The following is a 16,648-nucleotide window of genomic DNA, read 5'->3' as shown; positions in this document are numbered from 1 at the left end:
CCGCGGGCCGGCAAAGCCGGTGCCGCGGTGTTTTTCGAAGGCGCCGTGCTGTGCGGCAAGCTGGTGAATCGCTGATATGTTGACCATTCTTTTCGACGGCATCGCCTACGGCATGCTGCTTTTCGTGCTGGCTGTCGGCCTCGCCGTGACGCTCGGGTTGATGAACTTCATCAACCTCGCGCACGGTGCCTTCGCCATGGCCGGCGGCTACCTCACCGTGTTCGCGATGCAGAAGCTCGGCCTGCCTTTCCTGGCCTGCCTGCCGCTCGCGTTCATCGTGGTCGGCCTCGCAGGGGCGTTGCTCGAACGCACGCTCTACCGGCCCATGTACGGCAAGTCGCACCTCGACCAGGTGCTGTTTTCCATCGGCCTGGCCTTCATGGCGGTGGCGGCCATCGACTACTTCGTGGGCTCGTCGCAGCAGAACGTGCAACTGCCCGAGTGGCTGCGCGGGCGCACCGAGATCGGCGACGGCGCCTTCATGCTGGGCATGGGGCACTACCGGCTGTTCATCATCGGCGTGTGCGCGGTGCTCACCGTGGTGCTGCAGCTCATCCTGTCGAAGACCCGCTTCGGCAGCCGGCTGCGCGCGGCGGTCGACGACCCGCGCGTGGCGGCGGGCCTGGGCATCAACGTGAACATCGTGTTCCTGCTGACCTTCGCCGTGGGCTCCGGCCTCGCGGGCCTGGGCGGCGCGCTGGGCGCGGAGATCCTTGGGCTGGACCCTACCTTTCCGCTCAAGTACATGATCTATTTCCTGATCGTGGTTTCGGTCGGCGGCACCTCGTCGATCACCGGGCCGCTCGCGGCGGCGCTGCTGCTGGGCATTGCCGACGTGGCGGGCAAGTACTTCATTCCGAAGATGGGTGCGTTCACCGTCTACCTGCTGATGATCCTGATCCTGATGTGGCGCCCCCAGGGCTTGTTCACGCGCAAGGGAGGCCGCTGAATGAGCGCTCCTTCTTCCGCGGCCGACTTCCAGTCGGCCCTGCTGCGCAAGGCCCGCTGGCGCCCACTCGAATTCGTGGTCTGGGCCGCGGCCTTCGCGCTGCCGCTCGTCATGCCTTCGCACTCGCTGCTGGTCAACGAGATCGCCATCGTCGCGCTGTTCGCGATGTCGCTCGACCTGATCCTGGGCTACACCGGCATCGTGTCGCTGGGCCATGCCGCCTTCTTCGGCTTCGGCGCGTATGCGGCGGCGCTGTTCGCCAAGCTCGTCATGCCCGACCCGACCGTGGGGCTCGTGTTCGCGACCGTGCTGTCGGCCGTGCTCGGCCTGGTTGCCAGCGTGACGATCCTGCGCGGCAGCGACCTCACGCGCCTGATGGTCACGCTCGGCACCGCGCTGCTGCTGCTCGAACTGGCCAACAAGCTCGACTGGCTCACCGGCGGCGCCGACGGCCTGCAGGGCGTGGTGATGGGGCCGGTGCTCGGCTTTTTCGAATTCGACCTGTACGGCCGCACGGCCGCCTGGTATTCGCTGGCCGTGATGCTGGTGCTGTTCCTGCTGATGCGCCGGCTGGTGCATTCGCCGTTCGGCGCCACGCTGAAGGCCATTCGCGACAACCGGCTGCGCGCGATGGCCATCGGCATTCCGGTGGTGTCGCGGCTGGCCACGGTCTACACCATCGCGGCCGCCGTTGCGGGTGCCGCGGGTGCGCTGCTGGCGCAGACCACCGGCTTTGCATCGCTCGACGTGCTGGCCTTCGACCGCTCGGCCGACGTGCTGCTGATGCTGGTCATCGGCGGCGTGGGCTGGCTGTATGGCGGCGTGGCGGGTGCGATCGTCTTCAAGCTGCTGCAGACCTGGTTGTCGGCCGTGACGCCGCAGTACTGGATGTTCTGGATCGGGCTGATCCTGGTGCTGCTGGTGCTCGTGGGGCGCGAGCGTTTGCTCAAGCCCTGGACGTGGTTCGGCGCAGGCAAGAAGAAAGGTGGCGCGGCATGACCGACACCGTGCTCTCCACCCACGGCCTCGTGATGCGCTTCGGCGGCATCACGGCCACCAACAACGTGACGATGGAGTTGAAGCGCGGCGCACGCCATGCGCTGATCGGCCCCAACGGCGCGGGCAAGACCACGCTCATCAACCAGCTGACGGGCGTGCTCACGCCGACCGAAGGCCGCATCACGCTGCTGGGCGAGGACATCACCACGTTGGCGCCGCACAAGCGCGTGGCGCGCGGGCTGGTGCGCACCTTCCAGATCAACCAGCTGTTCGACTCGATGACGCCGCTGGAAACGCTGGCGCTCGTGGTGTCGCAACACCAGGGCATCGGCGCGCAGTGGTGGCGCCCGCTGGGCGCGAGCAAGGCGATTGCCGAGCGCGCGGGGCAACTGCTGGAGCAGTTCCACCTGGGCGACGTGGCGCTGCAGCAGGTGAAGCACCTGGCCTACGGCAAGCGCCGCCTGCTGGAAATTGCGATTGCGCTGGCCTGCGAGCCGCGCGTGCTGCTGCTCGACGAGCCTGTGGCGGGCGTGCCCGCCGGCGAGCGCGAAGAGCTGCTGCAGACCGTGGCCGCGCTGCCGGCCGACGTGTCGGTGCTGCTCATCGAGCACGACATGGACCTGGTGTTCAGCTTCGCCGACCGCATGACCGTGCTGGTCAACGGCACGCTGCTGACCGAAGGCGACCCCGAAACCATCGCCAACGATCCGAAGGTGAAAGAGGTCTATCTGGGCCATGGAGAAGCTGTCCATGTCTGAACTTTTGCGCATCGAGAACCTGAGCGCCGGCTACGGCGAGGCCGTGGTGCTGCACGATGTGGCGTTTGCCTTGGGCGAAGGCCAGACGCTGGCGCTTCTGGGCCGCAACGGCACAGGCAAGACGACGTTGATCAACACGCTCGCGGGCGCGACGCGCCAGCACGGCGGAACCATCACGCTGAGCGGTCAGGCGCTGCACAAGCTGGCACCGCACCAGCGCGCGGCCGCCGGCATCGGCTGGGTGCCGCAGGAGCGCAACATCTTCAAGTCGCTCACGGTGCACGAGAACCTCACGGCGGTGGAGCGCCCCGGCAGGCCCGGAGGGACTTCCAATCCCTGGAATGCGCAGCGCGTCTACGAGATGTTCCCGCGCCTGGCCGAGCGCAAGAGCAACCTTGGCACGCAGCTCTCGGGCGGCGAGCAGCAGATGCTGGCCGTGGGCCGCGCGCTGGTGCTCAACCCCAGGCTGCTGCTGCTCGACGAGCCGCTCGAAGGGCTCGCGCCCATCATCGTGGAAGAGCTGCTGCGCGCCATCCGCCGCATCACGCAGGACGAGGGGCTGGCCGCGATCATCGTCGAGCAGCATCCGCAGGCGATCCTGGCGATCTCCGACGAGGCGGTGGTGCTGGACCACGGGACCATCGTGCACACCGACAAGGCCTCGACCCTGCGCACGCAGCCCGAAGTGCTGGACCGCCTGCTGGGCGTCGCGCGCTAGACGCGTTCGGCCTGCGCCGCCAACGCCGACAGCTTGGCCTTCCAGTCGTCGGCGCGGCCCAGCCAGGCGCCCGCGTCGATGCGGGTGGCGCGGCCGTCGGCCTGCGCCAGCACGAAGGTCGGAAAGCCCTGGCCGCCTGCGCGTTGCAGCATCTCGCGGCTTTCGGCGATGTGCTGCGCGGTCGCTTCGCCCGACAGTCGCGCGAAGGCGGCCTGGAAGGCGTCGGCGTCGAAGCCGATGTCGACGGCCATCTCGGCCAGCACATCGGCATCGGCGATGCGGCGGCCTTCGACGTAATGCGCCTGCTGCAGGCGATGGACCATGTCCAGCCCGCCGCCCGCGCGCAGCGACTCGGCCGCGAGGATGGCGGTGGTCGGCGGTTCCGAATCCATCACCGCACCGGTGTCGCGCAGCAGTCCCTCGAAGTAGTTCTCGCCGAAAGGCTGGCCCGTCATCTCGGTGATGCGCCTGTCGTGCGGCATCACGTACTCGCGCCACTGCGGCGTGATGGCGCGGCGGTTGGCGCCGGTCATCATGCCGCCGCCATGGAACGCGACCTTCAGGCCCGGCACGCCGCGCGCCGCGGCCACCAGCGGCGCGGCGGCGTAGCACCAGCCGCACAGCGGATCGAAGATGTAGTGCAGGGTCGCGCCTGCATTGGCGGTGTCGCTCATTGCGGCCATTTCATTTCTCCCTTGACGACCTTGGCGCCGAGTTCCAGTGACGAGGTGTCCTGCAGCGTGGGGTAGCGCTTCTTCATCGCATCGATGAGCGCGGCCGAGTCCTTCGCCTTGGCGGCTTCGACCTCGAAGGCCTTCAGGTAGTCGCGCGTGAACTTCACCGAAGCCACCGTGTACGGCGCAGAGCCGTTCGCGTTCGGCAGGTAGTGGCCGGGCACGACGGTCCTGGGGTGCAGCGCGGCGATGCGGTCCAGCGTCTTGAGCCAGTCGTGGCGCGATTGCGGCGTTTGCGTGTCGGCCACCCACACATGGATGTTGGCGGACACGGGAATGCCGCCGACCACGGCCTTCAGCGAGGGGATCCACGCAAAGCTGCGCTCGGGCGTGGGGCTGTCGAGGCCGACGACCTGGATCTTGCGGCCTTCGAGCGTCAGGCTGTCGCCGGCCAATGCGTCGGGCACCACCAGCGCCTTGGGCGCGTTGTCCTTCAGGATCGGGCCCCAGTGCGCGAGCTTGCCGTCCTTCGAGGCCTGGATGGCGGCCACGGTCTGCGGCGTGGCGACGATCTTCGCGTCGGGGAAGGCGGCCTGGACCACGTCGAGGCCGAAGTAGTAGTCGGGGTCGCTGTGGCTGATGTAGACGGTGGTGAGCTTCTTGCCCGTGGCCTTGATCTTCTGCACCAGCGCCTCGGCGTCGTTGCGCTGGAACTGCGCGTCGATCAGCACGGCCTCGGTCTGGCCGGTGACGATCTCGGACGACACCGGGAACATCGATTGCGTGCCGGGGTTGTACACATCCAGCTTCAGCGGCTGGGCGGCTTGCGCCAGCGGCGCGATGCCCACGAGGGCGGTGAGGGCGGCGAGGGCGGCGGTGGAGAGGAGGGCTCTGCGGAACATTGGCGGTCTTTCTGTGTGCGATGAAGGGTGAGAGTGCGCCGATGCTAGGTTGCGGGAACTGAAATAAAAACCACCTCCAGGGCAACGAATAGTTTCTGATTCCGGACGAATGAAGCTCAGTCCGTGGCGCAACGCTCCAGGTGCGAGACCAGCAGCTGCGCCGACGGCGACAGCGCCGCCCCGCCGCGAAAACAGATCGCGAAGCGCCGCCGCGCCCAGGCGTCGGTCAGCGGCATCAAGCGCAGGCCGAAGGCCTCGGTGAAGGGCCGCGCCACTTCCGCCGGCACCACGCTGATCGCCAGCCCCGCGCGCACCACGCGCAGCGCGGCGTCGAAGTTGGACACCAGCACCCGGTACACCAGCGGCTTGCCCGCGACCGCCGCCTCGCGCGCGAGCATCAGCTGCACGGCGCTCAGCGCGGGCATGCCGACGAATTCGTGGTCGAGCACCTGCTCGAAGCGCACCGCGTCGTGCCGCGCCACCGGGTGCGAGGGGTGCGCGACGATGGCGAGGTGGTCGCTGCGGTAGCTGCGCCGCTCCAGCCCCTCGAGGTCGGCGGCGTCCCAGCACAGGCCGATGGAGGCGCTGCCCTCGCGGATGCCGCGCACGATTTCCGGGCTCACGCGCTCTTCCATGTCCACGCGGATGTTGCGGTTCGCCGGGTCCTGCAGAAAGCCCGCGACGTCTTCGGCCAGCGACTCGGCCATGACCGAGGCCGAGGCCAGGATGCGCACATGGCCGCGCGCGCCGCCCGCATAGGCGGCCATGTCGCGCTCGATGCGGTTCGCGCTGCCGAGCATGGCGCGCGCGTGCTCCAGCAGGGTTTCGCCGGCCGGCGTCGGCACCACGCCGCGGCGCTTGCGCAGCAGCAGCGGCGTGCCCACCGCGTCTTCCAGCTGGGCCAGCCGCTTGCTGATGGCCGAGCCGACGATGCTGGCCTGCTCGCCGGCGCGCGCGATGCTGCGGGTTTCGCAGACGGAAACGAACAGGCGCAGGGAGGTGAGGTCGAGGTCGCGCATGTGCTCTCCTAGATGTTTTCGTGGTGTTCCGTATTGGAAGCAAACGGCTTCCAAAATATACCTTCTGAACCGAACGGGAACTTCTAACATCGACGCCGTACCCTCACGACGGAGACAAAGTTTTGATTCACCCCTTCCTGCCGCCGCGCGCGGTCGTTCGCGAAGTGGGGCTGCGCGACGGCCTTCAGAGCATCGCCCGTGTGCTGCCCACCGCCCGCAAGCTCGAATGGATCCGCGACGCGCACGCCGCCGGCCAGCGCGAGATCGAGGTCGGCTCCTTCGTGCCCGCGCACCTGCTCCCGCAACTGGCCGACACGGCCGAACTGCTGGCCTTCGCGAAGACGCTGCCGGGGCTCTTCGCCTCGGTGCTGGTGCCCAACCTCAAGGGTGCGGAGCGTGCCATTGCGGGCGATGCCGACCTGATGATCGTGCCGCTCTCGGCCAGCCATGCGCACAGCCTGGCCAACCTGCGCAAGACGCCCGACGAGGTGGTGGCCGAGGTGGGCCGCATCCGCGCGGCGCGCGACGCGGCGGGCTCTAAGACGCTGATCGACGGCGGCGTGGGCACGGCCTTCGGCTGCACGCTGCAGGGCCGCGTCGAGCCTGACGAAGTGCTGCGGCTGATGCAGGCGCTGCTCGATGCCGGCGCCGACCGCGTGAGCCTGGCCGACACCGTCGGCTATGCCGATCCGGCCATGGTGCGCAGCCTGTTCGAGCGCGCCCTGCGCATCGCGGGCGACCGGCTGTGGTGCGGGCATTTCCACGACACGCGCGGCATGGGGCTGGCGAACGTGTACGCGGCGCTGGAGGTCGGCATCACGCGCTTCGACGCCTGCCTGGCCGGCATCGGCGGCTGTCCGCATGCGCCCGGCGCCAGCGGCAACGTCGATACCGAAGACCTCGTCTTCATGCTCCAGAGCATGGGCGTGGCCACCGGCGTCGACCTGCCGAAGCTGCTCGACCTGCGCCGGCGCGTGGCCGGGTGGCTCGACGGCGAGACGCTGCAGGGCACGGTGTGGCGCGCGGGCTTTCCGAAGACCTTCGCGGTTGCGGAAGGGGTCGCGGCATGAGCACGGCAACCACCGAGGAAAAACGCCTGCCGCTGGCCGGCGTCCGCGTGGTGGAGTTCACGCACATGGTCATGGGCCCGACCTGCGGCATGGTGCTGGCGGACCTGGGCGCCGAGGTGATCAAGGTCGAGCCCATCGACGGCGACCGCACGCGGCACCTGCTGGGCGCGGGCGCGGGCTTCTTTCCCATGTTCAACCGCAACAAGAAGAGCATCGCCCTCGACCTGCGCCACCCGCAGGGGCTGGAAGCCGCGCTGCGCCTGTGCGCCACGGCCGACGTGGTGGCGCAGAACTTCAAGCCGGGCACCATGGACAAGTACGGTCTGGGCTACGCCGCACTCGGCAAGCTCAACCCGCGCCTCGTCTATGTGAACCACACGGGCTTCCTGCCCGGCCCGTACGAGCACCGCACGGCGCTCGACGAGGTGGTGCAGATGATGGGCGGGCTGGCCTACATGACGGGCCGGCCGGGCGACCCGCTGCGCGCGGGCACCAGCGTGAACGACATCATGGGCGGCATGTTCGGCGCCATCGGCGCCATCGCCGCGCTGATGCAGCGCGCCGAGACCGGCAAGGGCCAGGAGGTGCAGTCGGCGCTGTTCGAGAACAACGTGTTCCTGGTCGGACAGCACATGCTGCAGTACGCCATCACCGGGCAGGCCGCGGCGCCGATGCCCGACCGCATCTCGGCCTGGGCGCTGTACGACGTGTTCACCGTGAAGGACGGCGAGCAGATCTTTCTGGCCGCGGTGAGCGACGCGCAGTGGAAGACCTTCTGCGACGCGCTGGGCTTCGCCGACCTGAAGGCCGACCCGGCGCTGCTGACCAACAACGACCGCGTGCGGATGCGCCCGACGCTGCTGGCCGACCTGCGCGCGCGCCTGGCGGACTGGTCGGCGGCGGAACTGTCGGCGATCTTCGAGGCCAGGGGCCTGCCCTTCGCGCCGATCGTGCGGCCGCAGGACCTGTACGACGATCCGCACCTCAAGGCCACAGGCGGGCTCGCGGACATCCGCCTGCCGGACGGCGAGCGTGCCGGGGAAATGGCGCAGACCACGCTGTTCCCGATCACGCTGGGCGGCGACCGGCTCGGCGTGCGGCTGCATCCGCCGACGCTGGGCGAGCACACGCGCGAGTTGCTGGCCGAGCTGGGCTATGCACGCGAGCAGGTGGACGCCCTGCAGGCCGATTCAGCCGTGGCCTGAGCTGCGCGCGACGATTCTTCCGAACACAAATAAAGAGAGACAAGACCATGAATCCCACACTTTCCTCGATGAACCGTCTGAACCGTCTGAACCGCCGTACGGTCCTCGGCTTCGGCGCGTGCGCCGCCGCCGTGGCCGCCTGCCCCGCGCTGGCGCAGGGTTCGGACAAGCCCATTCGCTTCATCCTGCCGATCAGCGCGGGCTCGGGCGTCGACACCATCGTGCGCGCCGCCTCGGTGGCGCTCGGCAAGGCCTTCGGCCAACCGGTGGTGATCGAGAACCTGCCCGGCGCGGGGGGCATTACCGGCGCGGCCGCCATCGTCAAGGCGCCGCCCGACGGGTTCACGCTGGGCATGGTGTCCAACAACCACGTGATCAACCCGGCGGTGTTCAAGAAGATGCCGTTCGACGCCATCAACGACATCACGCCCATCAGCGTGGTCGGCGCCACGCCGCTGGTGCTGGTGGCCAACCCCAAGCTGCCCGCGAAGAACGTGCCCGAGCTGGTGGCGCTGCTGCGCGCCAGGCCCGGCGGCTACAACTACGCGTCGTCGGGCAACGGCACCATCATTCACCTCGCCGGCGAGATGTTCATGGACGAGGCCGGCGTGAAGGCGCGGCACATTCCGTACAAGGGCACGGGCCCGATGGTGACCGACATGATCGGCGGGCAGGTCGAGATGGGCGTGGTGGCCCTGCCGGCGGTGCAGCCGCACATCAAGAGCGGCGCGCTGCGCGCCATCGGCCTGTGCGGCGCCACGCGCTCGCCGGCTGCGCCCGACATTCCGACGATCGCGGAGCAGGGACTGCCGAACTACGCGGTCGAAGGCTGGTTCGCGGTGATCGGCCCGCCGAAGATGCAGGCGGCGGACATCCAGCGCGTGCACGATGCCGTGGCCGCTGCGTTCACGAGCGCCGAGGTGCGCGAGGCGATGGACAAGCAGGGGAACGTCATCAAGCCGACGACGGCGGCGCAGGCGGCGGCGTATTTCCGCAGCGAGGCTGCGCGCTATGCGGCGCTGGTGAAAAAAGCGAACGTGGTGCTGGAGTGAAGGTCTTGCTCCTTCCCCTCCCGGGGGAAGGCGGGGATGGGGGCAAGCGGCCTTCGATGAGGCGCTGCGTTGTCGTGGAGGCCGTCGTGCCCCCACCCCGACCCTCCCCCGGGAGGGTAGGGAGAAATACCAAAGGCCCTATGCCGGGCCTACTGCCCGGTACAACGCCCGCACGAAATCCGACTGCGTGATCATTCCCGTCAGCCGCTTCTCGCCGTCGATGATGGGAATGTGGTGGTGCCCGCCCTCGGAGAACAACGGCACGAGGTCGACCACGGGCCGGTCGGCGCTGGCCACGCGCACCTGGCGCGTCATGATCTGGCCGACCACCTCGGGCTTGTCGGACATCACGGTGCGCGTGGCGCGGATCAGGTCGCGCAGCTTGCCCGCAATGCCTTCGTGGTGCTGCAGGTCGAGCTGCCGGAAGAAGTCGGCCTGCGTGACGATGCCGACCACGCGGCGCGTGCGGTCGGTGACCGGCAGGGCCTTGATGCGGCGCTCGTGCATCAGCGCCCAGGCCTCCTGCAGCGGCGTGCCGAACTCCACCGACACGGGAGCAGGCGACATGATGTCGGCGCAGTGCAACGTGCCCAGGCGCCGCTTGTACGACTCCAGCTCGGTTTGCTGGATCAGCGATTCGAGGTCGTCGCGGCTGATGTCCAGCACCTGGTTGTAGCGCGCCAGCACGGCGTCGATGTCGGCCTGGCTGAAGCGCGCGTCGGCCGCCGGTGCGCGTGCCACCTGCACGTGCGGATAGCGGCGCCCGGTGAGTGAGTTGTAGGCCACGCCGGCCAGCACCAGCAGCAGCGAGTTGGTGAAGAAGGGGAAGAGGGCGGACGAGAAGTGCGTGGTGTGCGTCAGCACCGCCAGCAGCGCCGCGGCACCGCCGGGCGGGTGCAGGCAGCGTGCGCCGAACATGAGGCCGATGGCCAGGGCCACCGCCACCGCGCCCGCCGTGGCGGGCTCGGGAATCCAGTTGGCGCAGGCGATGCCGACCAGCGCGGACAAGGTGTTGCCGCCGATCACCGCCCAGGGTTGCGCAAGCGGGCTCGCCGGCACTGCGAACACCAGCACGGCGCTGGCGCCCAGCGGCGCGATCAGCCAGACGCTGGCATGCAGCGGGCCGGCCAGCCAATGCGACAGCAGCGCCGTGACCAGCAGGCCGAGCCCGGCGCCCGCGACGGCGCGCACACGTTCACGCGCATCGACGGTGGTGCGGCCCGGCAGCCAAGCGCGGGCATGGGCCAGGAATGCATCGAACCGCATCGCCGCGCGCTGCGTTGTCAGCCTTCGTGGGCCACCAGCCGCCCGATCTCGGGCCAGCGGCCGTGCAGCCATACCCAGGCGACCAGGCCGATGACCAGCATGCTCAGCGAGGTCAGCGCCAGCGCCAGCGTCGAATGCATCACCAGCGGCGCAATGGCGCCGGCCACCACGCCGTTGGCGGTGGAGCCGATCACGGCCTGCAGCGACGAGGCCATGCCGCGGCGCTCGGGATGCAGGTCGAGCACCAGCAGCGTGACCACCGGCACCATCAGCGCCCAGCCGAAGGCGAATACCGCCAGCGGCCACAGCGCCCACGCCACGTGCGCGTCGAAGAAGAAGTTGGCCACCACGTTGACCACCGAGGTCACCAGCATGATGAGGAAGCCGTCGCGGATCTGCCGCTTGGGTGCCACCTTGCCTGCCATGCGCCCGCTGGCACGCGCGCCGAGCATGATGCCGCCGATGGTCAGCAGGAAGAACCAGAAGAACTGCTGCGGCTGCAGCGCCAGGTGGTCGCCCAGGAACGCGGGCGCGGCCAGCACGTAGAGGAACATGCCGTTGAAGGGCACGCCGCTCGCAAAGGCCAGCAGCAGGAAGCGCGGGTCGGAGCACAGGTCGCGGTAGCCGCGCATCAAGTGGCGCACCTGGAACGGCTGGCGGTGGTCCTTGTGAAGGGTTTCGGGCAGCAGCTTGTAGTTGGCCGCGAACAGCACCACGCCCACCGCCACCAGGAACCAGAACACGGCGTGCCAGCCCGCGTGCACGAACAGGAAGCCGCCCACGATGGGGGCGATGGCCGGCGCCACGCCGAAATAGATGGTCACCTGGCTCATGACCCGCTGCGCTTCGGCGGGCGGGAACATGTCGCGGATCACCGCGCGCGAGACCACGATGCCGGCGCCCGTCGACAGGCCCTGCAGGCCGCGGAACAGCACCAGCTGCGTGATGTTCTGCGACAGCGCGCAGCCCAGCGAGGCGATGGTGAACACGGCCAGGCCCCACAGCACCACCGGCCGGCGCCCGAAGCTGTCCGACAGCGCGCCGTGGAACAGGTTCATGAACGCGAAGCCGAACAGGTAGGCCGAGAGCGTCTGCTGCATCTCGGCCGGCGTCGCGCCGATCGACTGCGCAATGCCCGAGAAGGCCGGGATGTAGGTGTCGATGGAAAAGGGCCCGAGCATGCCCAGCACGGCCAGCAGCACGGCAAGCGCCCAGCGCGGGGCCTTCCAGAGTTTGTCTGCGTCGGGATTCATGGAAAGGGCAGCTCCGTTGTACGTGTGGGTGTGTCGTCTGCAAAAAAGAGAGCGCCCGCCGCCCCGGTGAGGGGCAAGGCGGGCGCTTTGGCTTCAGCGAACCCGGATTACAGGGTGTCGATGAAGCTGCGCAGCTTGTCGCTGCGGCTCGGGTGCTTCAGCTTGCGCAGCGCCTTGGCTTCGATCTGGCGGATGCGCTCGCGGGTCACGTCGAACTGCTTGCCGACTTCTTCCAGCGTGTGGTCCGTGCTCATCTCGATGCCGAAGCGCATGCGCAGCACCTTGGCTTCGCGCGGCGTGAGGCTGTCGAGGATGTCCTTGACCACATCGCGAAGACCGGCCTGCATCGCGGCTTCGATGGGCGCCGTGTTGCTGCTGTCCTCGATGAAGTCGCCCAGGTGCGAATCGTCGTCGTCGCCGATGGGTGTTTCCATGGAGATCGGCTCTTTCGCGATCTTCATGATCTTGCGGATCTTGTCTTCCGGAATCTCCATCTTCGCGGCCAGGATGCCGGCGTCGGGCTCGAAGCCGAACTCCTGCAAATGCTGGCGCGAAATGCGGTTCATCTTGTTGATCGTCTCGATCATGTGCACCGGAATGCGGATGGTGCGCGCCTGGTCGGCAATCGAGCGGGTGATGGCCTGGCGGATCCACCACGTGGCGTAGGTCGAGAACTTGTAGCCGCGACGGTATTCGAACTTGTCGACCGCCTTCATCAGGCCGATGTTGCCTTCCTGGATCAGGTCGAGGAACTGCAGGCCGCGGTTGGTGTACTTCTTGGCGATGGAGATCACGAGGCGCAGGTTGGCCTCGATCATTTCCTTCTTGGCGTCACGCGAAGACGATTCGCCTTCGTTCATGCGCTTGTTGATGTCCTTCAGCTGGGTCAGCGGCACCACCACGCGCGACTGGATGTCGGCCAGGCGCTGCTGCAGTTCCTGCACCGGCGGAATGTTGCGCGCGAGCACGGCGCTCCAGGGCTTGTTGGCCGCGGCCTGCTTCTCGACCCACTTCAGGTTCAGCAGGTTCGACGCGATGCGGTTGCCGTTCTTGTCGTAGCCGCTGAAGTCGCGGATGAACTCGTCCTGCGGAAAGCCGCACTTGTCCACGATGATGCGGCGCAGCTCGCGTTCCTTCTTGCGCACGTCGTCGACCTGCGTGCGAACCAGGTCGCACAGCTTCTCGATGGTCTTGGCCGTGAAGCGGATGGTCATCAGCTCTTCGGACAGGGACTCCTGGGCCTTGACGTACGCGGGGGTGCCGTAGCCTTCCTTGTCGTAGATCTTGTGGACCTTCTCGAACATGCCGGCGATGCGGTCGAAACGCGCGAGCGCCTCGTTCTTGAGTTCTTCGAGCTTCTTGGTCAGGGCCTTGGAGCCGCCCTTGCCGTCGTCGTCGTCTTCCTCGTCGAACTCGTCGAAGTCTTCTTCGGCCACGTAGTCGTCGGCCTCGTTGGGGTTCGAGAAGCCGTCGACGATGGTCGAGATGACGACCTTGCCTTCGCGGATTTCAGCGGCCAGGCGCAGGATTTCGGCGATGGTGGCGGGGGAGGCCGAAATGGCTTCCATCATGGCCATCAGGCCGCCTTCAATGCGCTTGGCGATCTCGATTTCGCCTTCGCGCGTCAGCAGCTCGACCGTGCCCATTTCGCGCATGTACATGCGAACCGGGTCGGTGGTGCGGCCGAATTCGCTGTCCACCGTGGACAGGGCCGCTTCGGCTTCTTCCTCGGCTTCTTCCACCGTGGTGGCGGTGGGCGCGGTGTTGTTCAGCAGCAGGGTCTCGGCGTCGGGCGTCTGCTCGTACACCGCCACGCCCATGTCGTTGAGCATGGTGACCACGACTTCCATGGTCTCGGCGTCGACCAGCTTGTCGGGCAAGTGGTCGGAGATTTCGCCGTGCGTGAGGTAGCCGCGGGTCTTGCCCAGCGTGATCAGGGTCTTCAGGCGCGAGCGGCGCTTGGCCAGGTCTTCTTCGGAGAGCACGGTCTCGTCGAGGCCGAACTCCTTCATCAAGGCGCGTTCCTTCGCCTTGCTGATCTTCATGCGCAGCGGCTTGACCTTCTCTTCGGTCGTCGTGGCCGCGACGGGCTCGTCACCGGCAATGTCTTCCTCGATGTCCGACAGGTCGATGTCGTTCTCGGGCGCGTCCTTGTCGGCCTTGGGCTTGCGGCCGCGCTTGGCGCCGGTGGCGGGCGCGGCAGCGCCGGCGGCCTTGGGCGGGCGGCCGGCTTTCTTGGCGGCTGGGGCGGCTGCCTTCTTGGGATCGTCGAGAGAGGTCGATTTCGTGGGCACGGTTTTCACTTTCGTTGCGGCTGCCGCTTTGGATGCGACGGCACCCGTCTTAGTTGCTGGCTTGGCGCCGGCTTTCAACGGTTTTTCTGCTGCGGGCTTGGTGGCGACGCTTTTGGCAAGTGAAGGAGCAGGCTTCTTTGAACTGGGCATACGACCTCGTTACGGAAAGAAAAGACAAGCGAAATCACAGGCGCACCGTCACACGGACGGCGCCACCACAGCCCGTGCACAGGCACGGACTAAAACAATTGGGAAAGAGGAATTAATTCCTCAACAGGCAAGATGTCGGGCGAACATTTGGTGTGCAGTCCTTGCGGTTATTGACCCTTTCCGCCGGAATTTACCGGTGGAGTGCGTTGCGCTGAGGGTCGGCCCGGAGGTGCTGCTGTCGCTCTTGCCTAATTTCGCCAGTTGCGAAGCCCTACATTATAGCCCGTTGCGAAAATTTCAAGTGGTTTCTGCACCGGAAGAGCGAATTCGTGCCCGCAATTCGAGCCGCCGGGTTTCCAGCGCCTTGTAGCGCTCCAGGGCTTTCGGGTCCTTGCCGACGGCGGCGATGGCCTCGCTTTGCTGGGCCTTGAGGCAATCGTCGAGCATGAAATCGAGCACGCTGGCGAGTTCGCGCGCGGCTTCGGCCAGGTGCTGGGCCTCCTCGCCCTCGGGCGCGGGGCCGGCCTCGGACACCGACATCAGCCGCTCGGCCAATGCTTCGAAATCCATCTCGCGCATGCCTTCGCGCAGCGCCGCCCACGGCTGCACGCCGTGTTCGTGCAGCTGGCTGTCCAGCCAGGTGAACAGCGCACCGTGCAGGCCGGGCAACTCGCACAGCATCACGTGGAGCTCGTGCGACAGCGCGTCCCACTGCGCCATGTTCGACAGCAGCAGCCGCACCGCGACGTCCGGGCGGCTCGGGGGGGCGCCGCGCCCGCGCAGGGGTTCGATGGGCTCCTCGAACTTGCCGCCCCAGCGCTTGCCCTTGACGAACTTGCGCTGCTGGAACTTGGGCTTGCTATCGCTTTCATAGCGCGACGGGTCGTACTCCTGCGGCGGGGGCATGTCGGGGTAGTGGTCGTCGCCGCTCCCGCTGTCGTAGCCGCCGGGCTCGTTGTGGCGCTGCTGTGCGGGCGCGCCGCCGGCCTTGCGCGGGCCGGGCGTGGACGCCCACAGGTCCGACAGTGCCGGCGCGTCGAGCTGCACCAGCGTTGCGATTTCGCTCAGCAGTTGCCGCTTGAGCGCGCCGTCGGGCATCGCGCTCCACAGCGGACGCACGTTGCTGGTCATGTGCGCGCGGCCTTCGGCGGTGGTCAGGTCGCAGCCTTCGCGGGCAGCCTCGAGCATGAAGCGCGACAGCGGCGTGGCCTCGGTGACGAAGCGGGCGAAGGCCTCGGCACCGTGTTCGCGAATGAAGCTGTCGGGGTCGTGCTCGGCCGGCAGGAACAGGAACTTGATGCTGCGCACGTCGGTGGCGTAGGGCAGGGCGCCGTCGAGCGCCTTGCGCGCGGCGCGGCGGCCGGCGGCGTCGCCGTCGAAGCTGAACACCACCGACTCAGTGAAGCGGAAGAGCTTTTGCACGTGCTCCGTCGTGCAGGCGGTGCCCAGCGTGGCCACCGCGTTCGGAAAGCCGAGCTGGGCCAGTGCCACCACGTCCATGTAGCCCTCGGTGACCAGGGCATAGCCGCGGTCGCGGAAGGCGGCGCGCGCCTCGTACAGGCCGTAGAGTTCGCGGCCCTTGCTGAACACGGGGGTTTCGGGCGAGTTCAGGTACTTGGGCTTTTCGTCGCCCAGCACGCGGCCGCCGAAGCCGATGCATTCGCCCTTCACGTTGCGAATGGGGAACATCACACGGTCGCGGAAGCGGTCGTAGCGCTTTGCCTCGGCTTCGCTGAGCTGGCCTTCCTCGTTGTTGACGATCACCAGCCCGCTTTCGGCGAGCAGCGGGTCGTCGTAGTCGGGGAACACGCTGGCCAGCGAGCGCCAGCCGGCCGGCGCGTAGCCGATGCCGAACTGCTTGGCGACCTCGCCCGAGACGCCGCGGCCCTTGAGGTATCCGATGGCGCCCGGCGCCTGGCGCAACTGCTTGCGGTAGGCGTCTCCGGCCTTTTCGAGCACGTCGGTCAGCGTGGCCTGCTTCTGGCGCTGGGTGGCGGCGCGGGCGCGCTCGGCGGGGGAGGCGTCGTCCTCGGGCACCTGCAGGCCATACTGCCCGGCCAGGTCGTGCACCGCCTCGACGAAGCCCATGCCCGCATGCTCCATGAGAAAGCCGATGGCGTTGCCATGCACCCCGCAGCCGAAGCAGTGATAGAACTGTTTGGTCGGGCTGACGGAGAAGGAGGGCGATTTCTCGCCGTGGAACGGGCACAGCCCCATGAAATTGGCGCCGGCCTTCTTCAACTGCACATAGCGGCCGACGATTTCGACCACATCGGCGCGCGCGATGAGTTCCTGGATGAATGAAGCGGGGATGGTCATGTAGGCGAAGAGCGGCAAAT

The 16,648-nt window shown here is 67.8% G+C and carries 14 protein-coding genes and 1 pseudogene; 8 read left to right on the top strand and 7 right to left on the bottom strand.

All coding sequences use genetic code 11. The annotated features are described in order from the left end of the window. Nucleotides 1–76: 76 nt before the first annotated feature. The 4 genes from AC0IYU_RS13640 to AC0IYU_RS13625 are packed head-to-tail and all read left to right on the top strand — an operon-like array spanning nt 77 to nt 3,424. Nucleotides 77–949 (top strand): branched-chain amino acid ABC transporter permease, encoded by an 873-nt coding sequence (locus AC0IYU_RS13640; protein WP_116907984.1) that lies wholly within the window; start codon nt 77–79, stop codon nt 947–949. Beyond that, nucleotides 950–1,948: a branched-chain amino acid ABC transporter permease gene (locus AC0IYU_RS13635; protein ID WP_472117578.1), complete on the top strand. Its 999-nt coding sequence runs from the start codon at nt 950–952 to the stop codon at nt 1,946–1,948. It abuts the gene before it with no gap. After that, nucleotides 1,945–2,706 carry an ABC transporter ATP-binding protein gene (locus tag AC0IYU_RS13630; protein ID WP_472117576.1) on the top strand — a complete coding sequence of 254 codons (762 nt, stop codon included), beginning with the start codon at nt 1,945–1,947 and terminating at the stop codon, nt 2,704–2,706. The genes AC0IYU_RS13635 and AC0IYU_RS13630 overlap by 4 nt, the downstream gene beginning before the upstream one ends. Further along, the gene (locus tag AC0IYU_RS13625) at nt 2,699–3,424 is read left to right on the top strand and encodes an ABC transporter ATP-binding protein (protein ID WP_472117574.1); all 726 of its coding nucleotides are present in this window, start codon (nt 2,699–2,701) and stop codon (nt 3,422–3,424) included. Before AC0IYU_RS13630 ends, AC0IYU_RS13625 begins: the two co-directional genes overlap by 8 nt. On the opposite strand, the gene AC0IYU_RS13620 is transcribed toward AC0IYU_RS13625, so the two are convergent. The 3 genes and pseudogenes from AC0IYU_RS13620 to AC0IYU_RS13610 all read right to left on the bottom strand — a co-directional run bounded on the left by AC0IYU_RS13620 (nt 3,421) and on the right by AC0IYU_RS13610 (nt 6,019). Continuing rightward, a complete protein-coding gene (locus AC0IYU_RS13620; RefSeq protein WP_472117571.1) occupies nt 3,421–4,107 on the bottom strand; it encodes a DsbA family protein in 687 nt (228 codons plus the stop codon). The genes AC0IYU_RS13625 and AC0IYU_RS13620 overlap by 4 nt on opposite strands. Then, nucleotides 4,101–5,000, bottom strand: a pseudogene (locus tag AC0IYU_RS13615) (MBL fold metallo-hydrolase); the annotation flags it as partial. The pseudogene AC0IYU_RS13615 and the gene AC0IYU_RS13620, both read right to left, overlap by 7 nt. 116 nt (nt 5,001–5,116) lie before the next feature. Further along, complete coding sequence (locus AC0IYU_RS13610) at nt 5,117–6,019, bottom strand: LysR family transcriptional regulator (RefSeq protein WP_472117568.1); 903 nt, start codon at nt 6,017–6,019, stop codon at nt 5,117–5,119. A gap of 122 nt (nt 6,020–6,141) precedes the next feature. Here AC0IYU_RS13610 and AC0IYU_RS13605 point away from each other — a divergent pair, with 122 nt between their 5' ends. The 3 genes from AC0IYU_RS13605 (at nt 6,142) to AC0IYU_RS13595 (ending at nt 9,346) form a co-directional block, all read left to right on the top strand. Then, nucleotides 6,142–7,089: a hydroxymethylglutaryl-CoA lyase gene (locus tag AC0IYU_RS13605; protein WP_472117566.1), complete on the top strand. Its 948-nt coding sequence runs from the start codon at nt 6,142–6,144 to the stop codon at nt 7,087–7,089. Continuing rightward, on the top strand, nt 7,086–8,294 hold the full coding sequence (locus AC0IYU_RS13600; RefSeq protein WP_472117563.1) for a CaiB/BaiF CoA transferase family protein: 1,209 nt from the start codon (nt 7,086–7,088) through the stop codon (nt 8,292–8,294). The genes AC0IYU_RS13605 and AC0IYU_RS13600 overlap by 4 nt, the downstream gene beginning before the upstream one ends. Nucleotides 8,295–8,362: 68 nt before the next feature. After that, nucleotides 8,363–9,346 (top strand): tripartite tricarboxylate transporter substrate binding protein, encoded by a 984-nt coding sequence (locus AC0IYU_RS13595; RefSeq protein WP_472117560.1) that lies wholly within the window; start codon nt 8,363–8,365, stop codon nt 9,344–9,346. A gap of 138 nt (nt 9,347–9,484) precedes the next feature. Here the strand turns inward: AC0IYU_RS13595 and AC0IYU_RS13590 are convergent, their stop codons facing one another. The 3 genes from AC0IYU_RS13590 to rpoD form a co-directional block, all read right to left on the bottom strand. Beyond that, entirely contained in the window at nt 9,485–10,612 is a 1,128-nt protein-coding gene (locus AC0IYU_RS13590) for an HPP family protein (protein ID WP_472117556.1), read from the bottom strand. 17 nt (nt 10,613–10,629) lie between these two features. Continuing rightward, nucleotides 10,630–11,865, bottom strand: a complete 1,236-nt coding sequence (locus AC0IYU_RS13585) for a multidrug effflux MFS transporter (protein ID WP_472117553.1) — start codon at nt 11,863–11,865, stop codon at nt 10,630–10,632. 107 nt (nt 11,866–11,972) lie between these two features. After that, complete coding sequence (gene rpoD, locus AC0IYU_RS13580; protein ID WP_472117551.1) at nt 11,973–14,159, bottom strand: RNA polymerase sigma factor RpoD; 2,187 nt, start codon at nt 14,157–14,159, stop codon at nt 11,973–11,975. On the opposite strand from rpoD, the gene AC0IYU_RS13575 reads away from it, so the two are divergent. Further along, nucleotides 14,152–14,679, top strand: coding sequence for a hypothetical protein (locus tag AC0IYU_RS13575; RefSeq protein WP_472117547.1), 528 nt, complete (start codon nt 14,152–14,154; stop codon nt 14,677–14,679). The two genes, rpoD and AC0IYU_RS13575, sit on opposite strands and share 8 nt — an antisense overlap. Here AC0IYU_RS13575 and dnaG read toward each other — a convergent pair. Then, nucleotides 14,607–16,628 (bottom strand): DNA primase, encoded by a 2,022-nt coding sequence (dnaG, locus tag AC0IYU_RS13570; protein ID WP_472117544.1) that lies wholly within the window; start codon nt 16,626–16,628, stop codon nt 14,607–14,609. The two genes, AC0IYU_RS13575 and dnaG, sit on opposite strands and share 73 nt — an antisense overlap. Between the last annotated feature and the right edge of the window lie 20 nt (nt 16,629–16,648).

The sequence above is a fragment of the Variovorax sp. AC103 genome (genome assembly GCF_979254005.1).
Note: the sequence above shows the minus strand (reverse complement) of the source record. Positions and strands in the feature narration are given on the sequence as shown.